The organism is Microcoleus sp. S28C3 (assembly GCF_036700785.1).
In the GTDB taxonomy this organism is placed as follows: domain Bacteria; phylum Cyanobacteriota; class Cyanobacteriia; order Cyanobacteriales; family Microcoleaceae; genus Microcoleus; species Microcoleus asticus.
Map to the genome: position 1 here is coordinate 1 of NZ_JAUBPO010000142.1, position 13,907 is coordinate 13,907.

The 13,907-nt window shown below is 45.1% G+C and carries 15 protein-coding genes; 13 read left to right on the forward strand and 2 right to left on the reverse strand.

Going from position 1 to position 13,907, the window contains the following annotated elements; all coding sequences use genetic code 11:
* The first annotated feature begins 311 nt into the window (after window positions 1–311).
* From lgt to QUA13_RS28720, 4 genes are all read left to right on the forward strand, one after another.
* On the forward strand, window positions 312–1,205 hold the full coding sequence (lgt, locus tag QUA13_RS28705; protein ID WP_333204018.1) for a prolipoprotein diacylglyceryl transferase: 894 nt from the start codon (window positions 312–314) through the stop codon (window positions 1,203–1,205).
* Window positions 1,206–1,325: 120 nt separating this feature from the next.
* A complete protein-coding gene (cobM, locus tag QUA13_RS28710; RefSeq protein ID WP_333204020.1) occupies window positions 1,326–2,132 on the forward strand; it encodes a precorrin-4 C(11)-methyltransferase in 807 nt (268 codons plus the stop codon).
* A 189-nt stretch (window positions 2,133–2,321) separates the two neighbouring features.
* A complete protein-coding gene (locus QUA13_RS28715) occupies window positions 2,322–3,161 on the forward strand; it encodes a dienelactone hydrolase family protein (protein ID WP_333204023.1) in 840 nt (279 codons plus the stop codon).
* A gap of 149 nt (window positions 3,162–3,310) precedes the next feature.
* Window positions 3,311–3,793: a flavin reductase gene (locus QUA13_RS28720; protein WP_172190125.1), complete on the forward strand. Its 483-nt coding sequence runs from the start codon at window positions 3,311–3,313 to the stop codon at window positions 3,791–3,793.
* 113 nt (window positions 3,794–3,906) lie between these two features.
* Here the strand turns inward: QUA13_RS28720 and QUA13_RS28725 are convergent, their stop codons facing one another.
* On the reverse strand, window positions 3,907–4,485 hold the full coding sequence (locus QUA13_RS28725) for a pyroglutamyl-peptidase I family protein (RefSeq protein ID WP_445242755.1): 579 nt from the start codon (window positions 4,483–4,485) through the stop codon (window positions 3,907–3,909).
* On the opposite strand from QUA13_RS28725, the gene hisH reads away from it, so the two are divergent.
* The 9 genes from hisH to hpsP all read left to right on the forward strand — a co-directional run bounded on the left by hisH (window position 4,475) and on the right by hpsP (window position 13,368).
* A complete protein-coding gene (gene hisH, locus QUA13_RS28730) occupies window positions 4,475–5,110 on the forward strand; it encodes an imidazole glycerol phosphate synthase subunit HisH (protein ID WP_333204024.1) in 636 nt (211 codons plus the stop codon). The genes QUA13_RS28725 and hisH overlap by 11 nt on opposite strands.
* Window positions 5,111–5,252: 142 nt before the next feature.
* The gene (rsmD, locus tag QUA13_RS28735; protein WP_333204027.1) at window positions 5,253–5,795 is read left to right on the forward strand and encodes a 16S rRNA (guanine(966)-N(2))-methyltransferase RsmD; all 543 of its coding nucleotides are present in this window, start codon (window positions 5,253–5,255) and stop codon (window positions 5,793–5,795) included.
* A gap of 256 nt (window positions 5,796–6,051) precedes the next feature.
* Complete coding sequence (gene glmM, locus QUA13_RS28740; protein WP_333204029.1) at window positions 6,052–7,512, forward strand: phosphoglucosamine mutase; 1,461 nt, start codon at window positions 6,052–6,054, stop codon at window positions 7,510–7,512.
* 198 nt (window positions 7,513–7,710) lie between these two features.
* Window positions 7,711–9,336 carry a glycosyltransferase family 39 protein gene (locus tag QUA13_RS28745; protein WP_333204031.1) on the forward strand — a complete coding sequence of 542 codons (1,626 nt, stop codon included), beginning with the start codon at window positions 7,711–7,713 and terminating at the stop codon, window positions 9,334–9,336.
* 18 nt (window positions 9,337–9,354) lie between these two features.
* Window positions 9,355–10,329, forward strand: a complete 975-nt coding sequence (gene hpsN, locus QUA13_RS28750; RefSeq protein ID WP_333204033.1) for a hormogonium polysaccharide biosynthesis glycosyltransferase HpsN — start codon at window positions 9,355–9,357, stop codon at window positions 10,327–10,329.
* A 37-nt stretch (window positions 10,330–10,366) separates the two neighbouring features.
* A complete protein-coding gene (gene hpsO, locus QUA13_RS28755) occupies window positions 10,367–11,536 on the forward strand; it encodes a hormogonium polysaccharide biosynthesis glycosyltransferase HpsO (RefSeq protein ID WP_333204035.1) in 1,170 nt (389 codons plus the stop codon).
* Between the two features lie 43 nt (window positions 11,537–11,579).
* Window positions 11,580–11,927 carry a hypothetical protein gene (locus QUA13_RS28760; protein WP_333189290.1) on the forward strand — a complete coding sequence of 116 codons (348 nt, stop codon included), beginning with the start codon at window positions 11,580–11,582 and terminating at the stop codon, window positions 11,925–11,927.
* Complete coding sequence (locus QUA13_RS28765; protein WP_172187054.1) at window positions 11,924–12,103, forward strand: hypothetical protein; 180 nt, start codon at window positions 11,924–11,926, stop codon at window positions 12,101–12,103. The genes QUA13_RS28760 and QUA13_RS28765 overlap by 4 nt, the downstream gene beginning before the upstream one ends.
* 47 nt (window positions 12,104–12,150) lie before the next feature.
* Complete coding sequence (gene hpsP / locus QUA13_RS28770) at window positions 12,151–13,368, forward strand: hormogonium polysaccharide biosynthesis glycosyltransferase HpsP (RefSeq protein ID WP_333204038.1); 1,218 nt, start codon at window positions 12,151–12,153, stop codon at window positions 13,366–13,368.
* 12 nt (window positions 13,369–13,380) lie between these two features.
* Here hpsP and QUA13_RS28775 read toward each other — a convergent pair.
* Window positions 13,381–13,907 (reverse strand): tetratricopeptide repeat protein (locus QUA13_RS28775; RefSeq protein ID WP_333204040.1); only part of this gene is annotated, 527 nt, incomplete at its 5' end.

Genomic DNA, 13,907 nt, shown 5'->3' on the forward strand with positions numbered 1-13,907 from the left:
GAGCCCCAAAAACTCCTACACAAGTAGTTACTTTTGTCAACTTTCTTGTTAAGAAAGATGTTTATAAAGCATAGCTTAATCAGGGGGAATTTGAGAATAATCCGGTTCCCCCCTTAAAAAAGGGGGTTAGGGGGCTCTTATTGTGGACTCACAAAGAAAACTCCAGACACCAATGTCCGCAACAAAGTTAATTTTTGGCAAAATTCCCCAAATATTGCGTGTAAATGACCACACCCACCTAAAATAAACTCTGGAGTTTGTTAAAGGGTGTGCAAATTTGACAGCTTTCCATCACAATTAATGCAACTTTTATGGTGCTAAATATTCTTGCGCTGCCCTTAGCGTTTCAATTTACATCGCCGGGCCCAATTATCTTTCAACTTGGCCCCGTAGCCATTCGCTGGTACGGGCTGTTAATAGCTTCTGCCGTCTTGATTGGGGTCAGCCTGTCCCAATACTTGGCCCAAAAACGCCGCGTCAACCCGGAATTGTTGGGTGATTTGGCAATTTGGCTGGTTCTGGGCGCTATTCCCTGTGCTCGAATTTATTACGTGGCTTTCGAGTGGCCGCAATACGCCCAGAGGCCAGAGGATATTATTGCGATTTGGAAAGGCGGAATTGCGATTCACGGGGCGATTTTGGGTGGCACGATCGCAGCTTTAATTTTTGCTAAAATTCAGCGAGTTTCTTTTTGGCAATTGGCAGATTTAATCGCGCCTTCGGCAATTCTCGGTCAGGCGATCGGACGCTGGGGAAATTTCTTTAACTCGGAAGCTTTTGGCGGTCCTACGGATTTGCCTTGGAAACTCTATATTCCGCCAAACAGCCGCCCGCCCGCCTACGCTAATTTTGAATACTTCCACCCCACATTTCTCTACGAATCCCTGTGGAATTTGACAGTATTTGGGTTGCTTCTGACTTTGTTTTTCCGCGATTTGCAGGGCAAAATTCGCTTGAAAACTGGTGCTTTATTTTTGGTTTATATCGCAGCTTACAGTTCCGGTCGAATCTGGATTGAAGGGTTGCGAACTGATAGTTTGATGTTCGGGCCGCTGCGGACGGCGCAAATGGTAAGCTTGACTGGGATTGTTTTAGGGTTGGGCGGGTTGGCTTGGCTTTATTTGGTCGATCGACCTTTGCCCGATGTTGTCTCCCCCAATAACGATCGGTCTAAGATCACTCCGAAATTGCCAGAGGATCAATAAAAAACCCCAGAGAGGTTAGTCTCTAGGGTTCAAAACCAGGGTGCATCTACCATCTCTTACTTCCAACCAAAATAGGTACATCCGGAAGCGTCCGTAAATTTAGCAAATTTTTTAGCAGCAATGAGTTTGAAAGAGATTGAAGCCCTAATTCCAGGAGTATACATTGTAGGTGCAGGCCCGGGAGACCCGGATTTGTTGACAGTTAAGGCCCAAAAATTACTGGCTGCTGCTGATGTCATATTATTTGCTGATTCGCTAGTCCCAGAGCAAATTTTGCAGGGGGTACGCGCGGATGCTGAAACGATCCAAACTGCCCATAAAACCCTCGAAGAGATTGTACCTTTGATGGTGCAACGAGTGCGCGACGGAAAAAGCGTCGTCCGTCTGCATTCGGGCGATCCCTGTCTCTACGGGGCCGTCGGCGAACAAATGCAAGCTTTGGCCTCCGAGGGAATTGCTTTTGAGGTAATCCCGGGAATTAGCGCTTTCCAACTTGCGGCGGCTAAACTTAAAATTGAGTTGACAGTTCCGGGAGTTGTGCAGACAATTATTTTGACGCGAATTAGCGGCAGAACCGAAGTACCCGAACGCGAAGAATTGGCGAGTTTAGCGGCTCATCAAGCGAGTTTGTGCCTGTATTTGAGCGCCCGCCATGTCGAAAAAGCTCAAGCTAAATTGATGGAACATTACCCATCTGATTTGCCTGTAGCGATTTGTTATCGGTTGGGCTGGCCCGATGAAAAAATTGTGCTAGTTCCCCTTGACAAAATGGCCGTTGCTACGCGCGAAAATAATTTGATCAGAACGACAATGTACGTTATTAGTCCGGCGTTGGGAAAATCAGCAGAAGGGCGATCGCGCTTGTACCATCCAGAGCACGATCGGCTTTTCCGACCCTCGAAGGAAGTTCGGCAACGGATTTTGTAACGGATGTAACGGATGTCAGGAAGAAGAAAGTTCGGCAACGGATTATGTAACGGATGTAACGGATGTAACGGATGTCAGTCCCATGGAAGTCGGAAGAAGGAAGAAGGAGCAATTATGAAATAACCAATTACCAATTACCAATTCCCAATTCCCCAATCTAAAATCTAAAATCTAAAATCTAAAATCGCCATGACTGATTTAACTCGCAGACAATTTATCACTGTCACCGCATTAAGCGCCGGATTTGCGTTAGCAGTTCATCCTATTGCGGCTGCCGTTATCAATACCGATGCTGCTGGTTTAATAGCAGGTGAGGTAAAAATTCCCGTCAAAGACGGGCAAATTCCAGCCTACAGAGCAATGCCAGCCAGCGGCAGCAATTTTCCAGTAATTTTAGTAATTCAAGAAATCTTCGGAGTTCACGCCCACATTCAAGATATTTGCCGCCGTTTTGCTAAGTTAGGTTATTTAGCGATCGCCCCAGAAATGTTTGCCCGTCAAGGTGATGTTTCTAAAATCACCGACATCCAAGAAATTATTAGTAAAGTTGTCTCGAAAGTTCCAGACGCTCAAGCTATGTCCGATTTAGATGCTACCGTAGAGTGGGCACAAAAGTCAGGAAAAGGCAATATTAATAAGTTGGGAATTACAGGATTTTGCTGGGGTGGCAGAATTGTTTGGCTGTACTCTTCCCACAACCCGAAAGTCAAAGCTGGAGTGGCTTGGTACGGGCGTTTGGTTGGCAATCCTACGGCTTTAACTCCCAAACAGCCGATCGACCTTGCAGCAACTTTGAAAGTGCCTGTATTGGGGCTTTACGGCGGCAAAGACGAGTCAATTCCCAACGATACAGTTGAGAAAATGCGCCAAGTTCTCAAAACTGGCAGCAGCGGTTCCGAAATTGTGCTTTATCCAGATACGCCCCACGGTTTTAACGCTGACTATCGCCCCAGTTACCGGGAAAAAGAAGCTGAGGATGGTTGGAAACGGCTGCAAGATTGGTTTAAAAAGCACGGAGTTGCACAATAGTTTTGAGTTGTTAATTTTGACTTAAAACTGGTGTCAAGTTTGGGATCGAAAAAGGCAATATTAGCGAATAGCCCTTAAGACAGGTGGGTTTGTGGGCCCGACATTGGTAAACTGAGCGGTGTAGAATTATCGATCGAACAGGTAAGCCCGTGCTAGACGAACAAGCTAAAAAGACCATCTTGCGGAAAATCCCTCACGGATTGTACATCTGCGGTGTCAAAGACGGGGAGGAAGTCAACGGTTTCACCGCTAGCTGGGTGATGCAATCTTCCTTTACCCCTCCCTTAGTTGTCAACTGCGTCAAGCAAGACTCCAAATCCCACAGCATGATCAAAGCCAGCGGTGTCTTTGCTTTGAGTTTCCTAGAAGCAGGACAGAAAGACTTAGCCCAGAAATTCTTCAAGCAGCAGCGCCGCGTTGGCAATAAATTTGAGGATGTAGAATTTTATCCCGGCGCGGAAACTGGTTGTCCGATTATCTCAGACTCTCTGGGTTACATCGAGTGCAAAGTTGTCGGTGCTGTGGAACACGGGGATCACACGGTTTATGTGGGAGAAGTTTTGGCTGCAGGCGTCCACCGGGAAGGCAATCCGTTGCTGCTAGAAAGCACCGGTTGGAATTACGGCGGCTAAAGACTTGGCAGTTGGCAGTTGTTAGTAAAAACAACTAACGCTGAGAAACCCGGTTTCTTTAAAAGTCCGGGTTTCTGAACACTAAACAAATTTTTATGTTGAATTAGAGTGACCTATTTATTAATTGCGAGAGTTAGGCGGCGCATAACTAATAAAAAATCGGCGACAATTCTGTCAGCGTTATCGGGAGTTAAAATTGGTACGTGGACGAAAATACATTTAGCGGCTATTTGAGAATCGCAAATATGTTTTAAAACCGCATAATATAGGGCTTCGCATACAAATTTTCCGGCTTCGTGACTGATTTCTGTTGCAGCTAAATCAGCGACTAGCGGTTCGAGATTAACTGCTGTTTCCAGAATGTCGCTATCGCAGCAAGCGCAGGATTCTACGGTTAATTTTTGCCGACTTTCGGCCATGCCGCAGCAGATAATAGTGTCTGGTTGGAGTTGGTTGATTTCGGCGATCGCCAAATTCGGTGCTAGCTGAAAATCTACTGGCAGTTTCCTCAAAAAAGTCAGGGAATCAGGCAAAGATTTTATCTGGGAAATCTTGGCTAATAAGTCGTCCGAAGAGTTGGATTTCTGATGGGGAAGCCAAGTATCAAATGAGGTTAGCAGGATTTTCGCCGTCATATTTGTGCAATAATACTGATATTGATAATATAAGGCAAGTAAGTCAATGTCTGTCATTGCAGTAATAGACTATGGCATGGGCAATCTGCACTCAGTCTGTAAAGGCTTGGAAAATGTGGGTGCAGTGCCAAAAATTACAGATTCTCCTGCTATAATCGAGCAGGCTGATGCGGTGGTTTTGCCGGGAGTTGGTTCGTTTGACCCGGCAATGCAGAATTTACGATCGCGCAATTTGATAGAACCGATAAAAAGTGCGATCGCCTCGGGAAAACCTTTTTTAGGCATTTGTTTGGGTTTGCAAATTCTGTTTGAAAGTTCCGAAGAAGGTGTAGAACCGGGATTGGGCGCTATTGCGGGAAAAGTGCGCCGATTTCGCTCGGAACCGGGTTTGACAATTCCCCACATGGGATGGAATCAATTGCAATTTACTCAGCCGGATTTGCCGCTGTGGCAAAATTTACCGTCCGATCCTTGGGTTTATTTCGTGCATTCTTATTATGTCGATCCAGTTGATTTGGAAGTGCGATCGGCAATGGTGACTCACGGTAGTCAAAACGTGACGGCGGCTATAGCTAAAGACAATTTGATGGCCGTACAATTTCACCCGGAAAAGTCTTCGAGTACGGGATTGCAAATGCTGTCAAATTTTGTCAGTCTGGTGAGGGAAAAAGTACCTGCTTAGGCGATTTGTGCAAAACCCGGTTTGTGGTATAAACCGGGTGTTTATAGTTTTAAATGATACCAGTTTTAATAAAAAATGCAACTGTAATTATGCACCAAATTCATATTTAGTCAGTCATCCCCAATCTAAAATCTAAAATTGTATGAGTCTGAGAATCTGTGGCAACCGCCAAATCAAAACCCTGCCGGGACTCGCAACTCGCCCTACACCTTCGCGAGTCAGAGAAGCTTTATTTAATATTTGGCAAGGGACGATCGCAGATTGCAGATGGCTTGACATTTGTACCGGCAGCGGTTCGATGGGTGCAGAAGCTTTGTGTCGGCAAGCCGCGAGTGTCACTGGCATCGAACAGTCGGCGAAAGCTTGTGCGATTATCCGCGAAAACTGGGAGCAAGTAGCAGACTCGTCCCAAACATTCCAAATACTGCGGGGAAACGCGACGGCGAAGTTGGCAACATTAGCGGGCCAGCAGTTCGATCGCATTTACTTCGATCCGCCCTACGCCAGCGACTTGTACGAACCTGTGTTAAACACGATCGCCAGCCAAGAAATGCTAGCACCAAACGGCGAAATGGCCGTCGAACACAGCCCGGAGCGATCGACACAACCGATTTCCGGCCTAGAAATTTGCCGCCATAAAATATACGGCAATACAGCATTAACCTTCTACACACGCAGTGGCTGACAGGCTCAAACAGCAGCAGCCTCACTCCTCGACGCAGAAAGAAACCGGGTTTCATGGCGTTGGCGCGCCCGGGACTAAAAGTTTTTCCCCTGGATACAATACAAATTTTTCCGATGAAGTTAAGCTTTGTGCGTAGGTTGTCAGAGCAAGTTGCCTCAGCAATTGACGAAATAAATGGAGTTTAGGCTGAAAATAAAGACTTTCAGTTGTAACATGAACCCAAAGTGTGAGTGTGAATATTCCTAAAGGAGTGAATATGGTTCAGACACCTTCGCGCCCTCGTGGCAGCGAGTTTCCGGCTGCTAACTCGGTACAGCCAGTCAAACGGGATACGATTCTGGTGGGAGATAGCCTCCCCCTGCCCAATACCAAACTCTTCGGCACAGACGGCATTCGCGGGAAAGTTGGAGAATTGCTGAATGCACCCTTAGCGCTGCAAGTGGGCTTCTGGGCTGGACAAGTTCTACGCCAAAATACCCCCAACCAGGGGCCTGTGATTTTGGGGCAAGACAGCAGGAATTCCAGCGATATGCTGGCAATGGCACTGTCAGCGGGTTTGACAGCCGCCGGTTTGGAAGTGTGGAATTTGGGATTGTGTCCCACTCCCTGTGTTGCTTATCTGGCAAGCATTTCGGAGTCTGTCGGCGGAGTGATGATTTCGGCTTCTCACAATCCCCCAGAAGACAACGGCATTAAGTTTTTCGGCTCAAACGGCTCGAAGCTGTCGCAGCAGTTGCAGGAACAAATCGAAGCGGGAATCCGGGGGGCAAAGGTTCCGGTTGCTAGCTTGGGTTGGGGGCAGCACTACCATCGGTCAGAGTTGATTAAAGATTATGCCACTTCGCTCTGTGATTCGCTGCAAAAGATGAATTTGGAGGGAATGCGGATAGTTTTGGATTTGGCTTGGGGGGCGGCTGCGGGTTTGGCGCCGGCGGTGTTCGCACAAATGGGGGCGGATGTGATCTGTTTGCACGACACTCCTGATGGCGATCGTATTAATGTTAACTGCGGTTCTACTCATCTCGACAGTTTGCAAGCGGCGGTTTTGGAACACAATGCTGATTTGGGATTTGCTTTTGACGGCGATGCCGATCGAGTTTTGGGTGTTGACAACCAAGGTCGAGCGATTGACGGCGATTACATTCTTTATCTGTGGGGCCGACAGTTGCGCGACTCCGAACAGTTACCCTCCAATTTAATTATTTCTACTGTAATGGCTAACCTCGGCTTCGAGCGAGCTTGGGAAGAATTGGGGGGCAAACTAACTAGAACGAACGTGGGAGATCAGTACGTTCACGCTGAAATGCAGCGCACCGGTTCGATGTTGGGCGGCGAACAATCTGGACACATTCTTTGTCCGCATTACGGTGTCAGCGGCGACGGTTTGCTGACAGCTTTGCATTTGGCTTCGCTGGTGCGCCAGTCCGGGCAATCTTTGGCACAATTGGTAAGTGGCAGTTTCCAAACTTATCCGCAGTTGCTGCGAAATATTCGGGTGGACGATCGCGAAAAACGTCTAAAATGGCACGAGTGCGACGCAATGCAAAAGGCGATCGATCGTGCTACAACTGCAATGGGAGAACAGGGACGGGTTTTGGTTCGCGCTTCAGGCACTGAACCGCTAATCCGAGTTATGGTGGAAGCTGCCAGCGCCGAATTGGCTAATTTCTGGACTGAAAATTTAGTTTTAGCCGTTGGGCAACACATCGCTATTTAATGGAAATGGCAAATTAATCTGAAGGAAGAAGGAAGAAGGAAGAAGGAAGAAGGAAGAAGGAAGAAGGAAGAATAAAGAATCCTCTAGATAAATATAGGGGCTATTGAAACCAATTTCTCATTCTTTATTCACTCTTGCTTATTCCCTGTGTCCTAAATCACTAAATCCTTCTTTCTCCCTTTTCCCATTTTTGATTTTATGAATAGTAAATCAATTCAAAATGGGCGGTTGCATCGAATTTCGTTAAAAGTTTTAATTGTCGTCATATTAATAACGGGGATATTTTTTCGATTTACTAACCTCGATCGCAAAGTCTACTCCTTCGACGAATCTATCACCTCGCTGCGAATTTCTGGCTACACCTGGACGGAAATGGTGCAGCAAGATTTTCAAGGCAAAACAATTAGCGTCGCAGATTTGCAGCAGAAATACCAGCAGATAAATTCCGAAAAAAGTTGGTTGGATACTGTTAAAGGTTTAGCTACAGAAGAACCTCAACTGTCCCCCCTGTATTTTATTTTAGCCAGATTTTGGGTGCAGTTGTTCGGCCCGCAAGTGGCGACTGTCAGAAGTCTTTCAGCTTGGATTAGTTTGTTAGTTTTTCCCAGCATTTATTGGCTGTGCTGGGAATTATTTCGCTCTGAGTCTGCGGGATGGGTGGCTGTTACAATCGTCGCTGTTTCACCTTTTCACGTCTTGTACGCGCAAGAGGCAAGACCGTACATGATGTTTGCAGTCCTGGTTTTGCTGTCGAATGCAATTCTGCTGCGGGCGATCGCCCTACAAAAATCTCCCGCGACATCTAAATTGAGCAAAGCTGTTTGGTCTATTTATGCGATCGCCTTGACTTTAGGACTGTATTCTAGTTTATTATTTTTTTTAGTAATATTCGCTCACGGTATCTATGTAATTTTAACTGAAAATTGGCGTTTTTGCAAGACATTAATTGCTTATTTACTAGCTTCTGCGGCGGCAACAATCCTTTTTGCTCCTTGGATTTGGATATTATTTTGTAACGCGCCAAAAATCGAGGCAACAGTAGGCTTACCCCGCATTTCTCTATCTTTCCTATCTTCACTTAAAACTTTAATTCTCATCACCTGCCGAATGTTTATCGACACGCATTGGGCGGGCGGAATTATCAAATTGTGTTCGAGCGGTATTGCTACAGATTTAATCAGACTGATTGTAGCCGCCCTATTGCTGTTAGCGATCGCACATTCAATATACTCACTCTGCCGCTCAACTCCCAAACGAGTTTGGCTGTTTGTATTGACAGCGATCGGAATTACAGCGATAGTATTGATAGCAGTGGGAGGCGTTGCCGATCGCTATCTGGTTCCCTATATTTTAGCAATCCAGGTAGCTGTTGCCTACCTATTTACCGATAAAATTGCAGCCGCCACCAATTCCCGACAACAAAAACTGTGGCAGCTCGGTTTAATAGTGCTAATATCGAGTGAAATAGTTTCTTGTGCAGTCAGCTCACAGTCACAACTTTGGTGGAACAAATATCCTTCTAGCACTAAATACAATCCCCAAATAGCCGCAATTGTCAATCAAGCCCAAAAACCTTTAGTAATCACTCACGGAGGCAACAACATCACAGGAAAAATACTGTCTGTCAGCTATCTGCTAAAGCCGCAAGCACAGCTTTTGCTAGCAGTTAAACCTGAACAAGTCAAAATTCCTGATGGTTTTAGCGATGTATTTCTATACCGAGCTACAGAAGCATTACAATGTGAACTAGAAAAAGTGCAAAAATATAAAATCACACCAATTTACCAGCCGGGCGATGTTTGGCTTTGGCGTGTAGAGAAATAAGGAAAGTGGCAACTGCAAATGATGATTTCTGTTGTGATACCCACCTACAACCGCGAGCAACCCCTGCGAGAGACATTGGCTGATGTGATTCGGCAAAATTACCCGAAATTTGAAGTGCTGGTAATCGATCAAACTCGCACCCACGAATCGGAAACTCAAGTTTATTTAGAGGAATTGGCAAATGCTGGCAAAATTCGGTGGTTTCGAGTAGATTGGGCGAGTTTGCCTGGAGCTCGAAATTATGCAGTGCGGCGCGCAGTTGGAGAGATTATTTTATTTATTGATGATGATGTACAATTGCCAGAGGGTTTTTTGGCGGCTCACGCTGACAACTATTTAGAAAAACCAGATGTGGGATGTGTGGCGGGTAGGGTTTTTGACAGAATGAAATTGGATTTTTCTGGCGGCGATTTGGCGATCGAATATTTGCCCTCAGAAGCGATGGATGCTGGCATTGCCTGGTATTTTATCGATTTGGTACATACAGTAAAACCGCAGCAGGTGCTCTCGGCTAGAGGCTGCAATATGTCATTTCGCAGGCAGGTTTTTGCCGAGTGCGGGCTGAGGTTTGACGAGCGATTTGTAGGGAGTGCGGTACGGGAGGAGTCGGATTTTTGTTTGAGATTGCGATCGACTGGCATGAAAATTTGGTACGATCCCAATGCGTGTTTAGTTCACTTTGGTGAAGAGAGCGGCGGATGTCACGATGTCAGCACGCGATCGATCGAATATCAAATCACATTTTATCACAATCACTTTCTAATGGGATTGACAAATTTAACAGCTTTACAATGCCTGCGATTTTTTGCCAAACTCTTTGACTGCCACGTTTTGGGAAATCCGCCTTGCCATAAAAGCCGATCGCCCATTAAAATTATCGTTCGATTTAGTTTTTATCTCCTCGGTTTTATGAGTGTCCTCAATACATTAATTCAGTCTCTATGGAACGACGGACAAATTTACACCCGTCAAGATAACATTAACGGTAAATAATTTTTATTACCAATTTCCAATTACCACTGAATAAAAAATGAGAATCCTCGTTGCCAGCCACACCTATATTGTGGAGATAAATCGGGCAAAATTTAAAATTTTAGCAAACCTCGAACCCAATATTGAAGTAACAGTTGCAGTGCCGCAGCGTTGGAAACCCGGAGGCGTACAAAATAAAATTATAGAAACACAATTCTGTCAAGAAGGCTCATTTAAAGTAGTCGCAGTCTCTAATTACAGCCAGAACAATCAAGGACTGCTAACATTTGGTACTGATTTAATTGAAATTTTAGAAAAGTTTCGACCGCAGATTATCCAAGTTGAACAAGGTTCAAAATCCCTCGCTTGCGCGCAATTAATATTTTTAAATAAACTGCTCAAACTAAAAGCAAAAAATATATTATTTACCTGGTGGAATCTGCCTTATAAATTGAAGTGGCCTGTTTCACTCTTAGAAAATTACAATCTTCAGCACACTGACGGAATTATTGCAGGGAACTTAGATGGAGCTAAAATTTTGCGACAGCGGGGCTATCAAGGTGCGGTGAAAGTAATGCCACAACTCGGAGTAGATGAAACTTTGTTTCGCCGCATTGGTAAAGACGCTGATTTATCCCGCAGGTTCGGCATTGAACCGACCGATTTTGTGGTAGGATTTGTAGGGCGATTTGTAGAAGAAAAAGGATTGTTAACTTTAGCTGAGGCTTTGGCAGGGTTGAAAAAACTCTCTTGGAAGTGGCTGTTAGTAGGACAAGGAAAATTGCGGATGCAACTCGCAGAAAAATGTATTGAATGGGGAATCAGCGACCGCATAATTTGGGTAGAAAGCGTTTCGCACGAGGAAATCCCCCCCTACATTAACTTAATGAACTGTTTGGTATTGCCCTCGCAAACCAGCTATAAATTCAAAACTTTGACCACAGTGGGCTGGAAAGAACAATTCGGTCACGTTTTAATCGAAGCGATGGCCTGTAAAATTCCGGTTATTGGTTCGGACTGCGGGGAAATTCCCCACGTCATCGGCGATGCGGGGTTAGTATTCCCCGAGGGAAATGCAGGGGTTTTGCGAGAGTGTTTGCAGCAATTGATGGAGCGGCCGGAGTTGGCGGCAGATTTGGGCGATCGGGGTTATCATAGAGCGATGAGCAATTATACCAATAAAGCTTTAGCTGACCAGTTGTTGGAATTTTACAAAGAATTGTTGTAATTTTTAGTAGTAGAATGCAAGTGTTAAATAAAAGCTGTGGTAAATGTCTATTCCTTCCGACATACGACCTTTGGTAGACGAACTCTACCAGGTACTGCACGATACCGAACGCCAAGCAACGCAAGGACTTTTTGCACTTAGAAGAGCAATGTCTCTTTTTCCCCAGAATGAAATACTGATGCAATATTTTTCTTCCATCACCAATTTTCAATTCAACGTAGCAGGTACTCGCTTACAAGCAGAGCACATTGTGGGCAATGTATTGCTGGCTGGTGTGCCCGATGAAGAGGTTAAAAAAGCAACAGATTATTTAGCAGCCTTGCTACATATGGCTCCAGAATCGAAAATTATGATTGACAAAGTAGTTGAGAGATTAGAAGCATTGCCATGAAACAATTACCAGATGAAACCCAACTCCTGGAAATCCTTGAAATTGTGAAAGCTGCGGAAGCAAAAGCCAGTGAAATGTATGAATTTTCCAAGACAATGGCTCACAATACCCAAATTACAGCAACAAAGAGAGAGGAAGCTGAACAGCTAGACGGGCAACCTTTTCCAGATAATTAAATTTGTAATGGGAGATGTTGGTATGTGGATTTAAATAACTATCCCTGATGCGGATTCTCCAAATTATCCCCTCAATTTCCCTAGTCTACGGGGGGCCGAGTCAAATGGTACTCGGACTTTCTGCGGCCCTGGCTTCCCGAGGTGCTGATGTCACAATTATCACCACAGATTCTAACGGAGATATCGGTCAAATTCCCTTAGATGTCCCCTTAAATCAACCCATCAAACAAAACGGTTATCAGATTATTTATTTCCGCTGTTCTCCGTTTCGTAGATATAAGTTTTCTCTGAGTTTATTGCAGTGGTTGAATGAAAATGCGAAACAATTTGACCTCGCCCACATTCACGCTTTATTCTCGCCAGTAACTACCTTTGCTGCCACAATTGCTAGATATCGCCACTTACCGTATATTATCCGTCCCTGCGGTATGCTTGACCCCGCTGATTTGCAGAAAAAAAAGCGCTTAAAACAGATTTATGCAGCACTTTTAGAACGTCCTAATTTAGCAGGGGCCGCCGCAATTCACTTCACGAGTAAACAAGAAGCTAAAATCTCAGAAAGATTTGGTGTGGGGAGCACAGGCAAGATGCCTGTGCCACGAAATTTGGACTTCACAGGCAAGATGCCTGTGCCACGAGATTTGGTGATTCCATTGGGGGTGACAGCAGGTTTGTTTCCTAAGAGATTGCGGGGGGAATCTCAAGTGCCAATCATCTTATTTATGTCGCGAATTGAACCTAAAAAAGGGCTTGATTTGCTAATTCCAGCATTAGAAAGTATTTTAGAAACGGGCGTAGAGTTTCACTTTATTTTAGCGGGCTCTAGTCCCCAAGATGCTGATTATGAAACAAAAATTAAAGTGCAAATTCAGAATTCAAGCTTAGCAAAATACACAACAATAACTGGCTTTGTGAGCGGTGATTTAAAAGTGGAACTGTTGACAAAAGCAGACTTATTTGTATTGCCTTCTTATTACGAAAACTTTGGCATTGCTGTAGCGGAAGCGATGGCCGCCGGTGTACCTGTCGCCATTTCCGATCGCATACATATTGCCGAAGACATACAGCAAGCAGAGGCTGGTTGGGTGGGGCCTTTGGAAGTAGGGGCGATCGCCAATTCAATCAAATCAGCACTTCTGAATCCACAGGAGCGCCAACGGCGGGGATTGAACGGCAAAAAGTATGCCGAAAAGCATTATAACTGGGAGGCGATCGCCCAGCAAACCATCGATGCTTACCAGCAGATTTTGTCGTCTACTAACTAATGCCACAGCGGTTTACCTTCTGCTTCTTCGCCTGCTGCGACTTCTTGTGCCGCTGCTATCAGAATTTTCAGGCGATATTTTTTCAAGGCTGCTATTGCTTTTAATATTAGTAGAGTCAGAGTTTGAGGCATCGATCGCCGATTTTCTTCTAATTATAATCGGAACATTAGCAGAGCGACCGCAGGGTCTGCCGAAGGAGTCTATGTTCCTTCGATAATCGCAGATAGCAGCCTGTACACTCGGTTCTTGACAATCATTAATAAAGCTTTGTGCTAGTTTGTAATTATTTCCGTCTCCCTGCTTTAAGAAAAGTTCTCCCGCTTGTTGAAAGTCTGCTACTGCTGGCGATTTTGTTCCCAACATACAGCGAATAGCACCTCGTTCCAAATAAGCCAAACCATAATTAGGATTAACGCGAATAGCTTGTTCGTAATCCCCGATCGCCTTTTGCTTGTTTCCCAATTCGTAATTGCTCAACCCCCTTGACAAGAAGACGAGATAGACATTAGATCGAGGAATGGAAAAACTCCCCGACTTAA